Origin of the sequence: Corynebacterium sp. HMSC05D03 (assembly GCF_001807205.1) — a bacterium.
GTDB classification, from domain to species: domain Bacteria; phylum Actinomycetota; class Actinomycetes; order Mycobacteriales; family Mycobacteriaceae; genus Corynebacterium; species Corynebacterium aurimucosum.
On sequence record NZ_KV788179.1, the window covers coordinates 1 to 2,227 of the forward strand.

Below are 2,227 nucleotides of genomic sequence, written 5' to 3' on the forward strand. Positions count from 1 at the left end.
TCACCCCGCTACGCACCCCGAAACCGGAAGAGCCGGTAAAGCATCAACGACGCGATCGATGGAATCTTCCCCAGGGCTTAGTTTCGTTCTGGCGGCACGTATTTGCTTGCCGCCTGTTTGTGAGGGCCGTCTTTGACGGTGGCGAGTACGCCTGAATCTGCCCCGCAGATTGAGGGGGCCGACACCGGAGAAGCGTGACCCTTACAAACAGACTGTGGCCCTGGCTGCATCAGCAGTCGGGGCCACCCTGCCACAGTAAGCACGATAAGTAGGAGGTGGATATGCGAGACAAGTTCTCGACATATTCGCGTACAACCGTGCGCCTCGATAAGGATTTAGACCGATTTGTCGAGGAGGTCGCACGGGTCGTAGGGGTGCAAAAGGCCGTCGTGTTCCGGGAAGCTCTCTATGTCCTCGCGGAGGAGGAGAGCGTGCTGACGCAAAAGCGTTTGGCCCCGGACACGCTGCGCCGCCTGGACGAGATGAACGACCAACTGCGGCGGATTGGCGTCAATCTAAACCAGTTGGCTCGCCGCGCGAATATCGACGGCGTGGCCCCCGTGTCTGAGGCTGTAGAAAGCATTGGCTCCGAGGTTTCTTCTCTTCGCAAAGAGGTGAAGGACTTTGTCCACAATCAAGATTAACTACAGCCAGAATATCCGCGCGGCAACGGTCTACGCCGTCTATGGAACGGCAGACAATGCCCGCAAGGGTGAGGTGCGAGCCGATGCTTTATGCACGGTTCAACCTAACGCTGAATCGTTTTCTCCGGAGGCTACGGCTGGCCGTTGGTCGGGTGTGGACTTCATGGAAGCCAGTGTGGAAGAAATGGAGCGATATGCTCCGGCTCAGCGCACTGACGAAGCAATTATTTATATCCAATCGTGGGCTAAAGACGAGCTGGATAAGGATAACCCGGCCGATGTAGCTCGGGCTAATGCGGCTGGCTCAGAGCTGGCGATGCGGCTGACGCAGGGCACGGGAGTTCCGTTTACCGTGGCTACGCACACCGACAGTAAAAGCGGCTGTGTCCACAACCATATCGTCTTTGCCAACCACGATACGCAGACAAAGAAGGCTGCACCTCGGGATATGCGCAACTGGTACAAGCTGCGCAATATCAACGACGAGCTGATGCGCGATTTGGGGATGCGTGTCCTGGAGCGAGAGCCGGAAATATCGCTGCTTCCTGCTGAGCGCAGGGCACGCAAGGAGGGCAAGTCCACAGACTCGACGGGCCTGGGCGTGGATGAGCTGACCGCAGCCACGTGGGCTGATTTTGCCCGCAAGCGCATGGATGAGCTGTGCGCGGATAAACAGGTGGCAGATGCTGACGACCCACTGGCGAAGGCAGTAGAGATTGCTGGCAAATACAACCTGTCTCTAAAAGTGCAGCCCAACTCAAAAACCGAGGGTGAGTCGCTAACCGTGGCCCTGGTCGACGACGACGGCGAGGATGCCTACTTCACGAACACCACGAAGGCCGGACGTACTCGAAAGCGTAAAGCAGCTAAAGCTGGCTCAAAATTGGGCCGCAGCTACTCGCTAGAGGGTGTGACCGAACGCGTTAACGAGGCCCAATCAGCCCTTCTTGCGCGGCAGCTTGCAGCACTTCAAGCCAATTCAACCGATGACGACCTGGAGGCGAAATACGGCTCCAGCCTTCTCGATGACGAGGAGGAAGAAAACTATAACAACCAGGAGGTATTCAATCATGGTGTCAGTGACCGAGATGACGAAGCTAGCCCAAGCAGCGGCGAAAGGCAAGATGGACAGCATCTTGAAGGTTCTCAGCCCACGCCTGGACAAGGCGGAGAAGGCTATCAAGACGCTGCAGGAGAAACTGAAGAGTCTGCCGGAGAATACAGGGGACATTCTCAGTTCTCTGCCCAGCGACTTCTCGACGAGGTTGACGCAAGCGGAAAGCGAATTAAGGAACGTAAAAAGCAATCTCGCCGCAAACAAGAACTACGTGAGCAGCAGTCACTTCCAAGTAACGATGATGGAAGTGCAGCAGATGATCACCGGGCTGATAAGGAACATCGAGGATCTGCCCAACGGCCTGGAGGGGGTAAAAGGGTACCTAATCGAGATAAGCGAGCAGATGTCGCGTCTGACAAGGATGCAACAGCTGGTACTCAAAGCAGCCGAAAGCCCCATCCATCTCGACAAGGATTCCAGCCAAGCAGTAGCCCAGAGCCTGAACGCTCAGATGACTTCGAGCCTG

2 protein-coding genes are annotated in these 2,227 nt (G+C 56.4%); both read left to right on the top strand.

Features of this window, described 5'->3' with window-relative positions; all coding sequences use genetic code 11:
• The first annotated feature begins 281 nt into the window (after positions 1 to 281).
• Positions 282 to 644 (top strand): MobC family plasmid mobilization relaxosome protein, encoded by a 363-nt coding sequence (locus tag HMPREF3147_RS08185; RefSeq protein ID WP_005293765.1) that lies wholly within the window; start codon positions 282 to 284, stop codon positions 642 to 644.
• On the top strand, positions 625 to 2,227 hold a 1,603-nt coding region (locus tag HMPREF3147_RS12600), incomplete at its 3' end, for a relaxase/mobilization nuclease domain-containing protein (RefSeq protein WP_083276472.1). The genes HMPREF3147_RS08185 and HMPREF3147_RS12600, both read left to right, overlap by 20 nt.

What these genes read in the sequence shown, in the direction of transcription:
- HMPREF3147_RS08185 (WP_005293765.1), top strand. Translation starts at nt 282, where the DNA reads ATGCGAGACAAGTTCTCGACATATTCGCGTACAACCGTGCGCCTCGAT.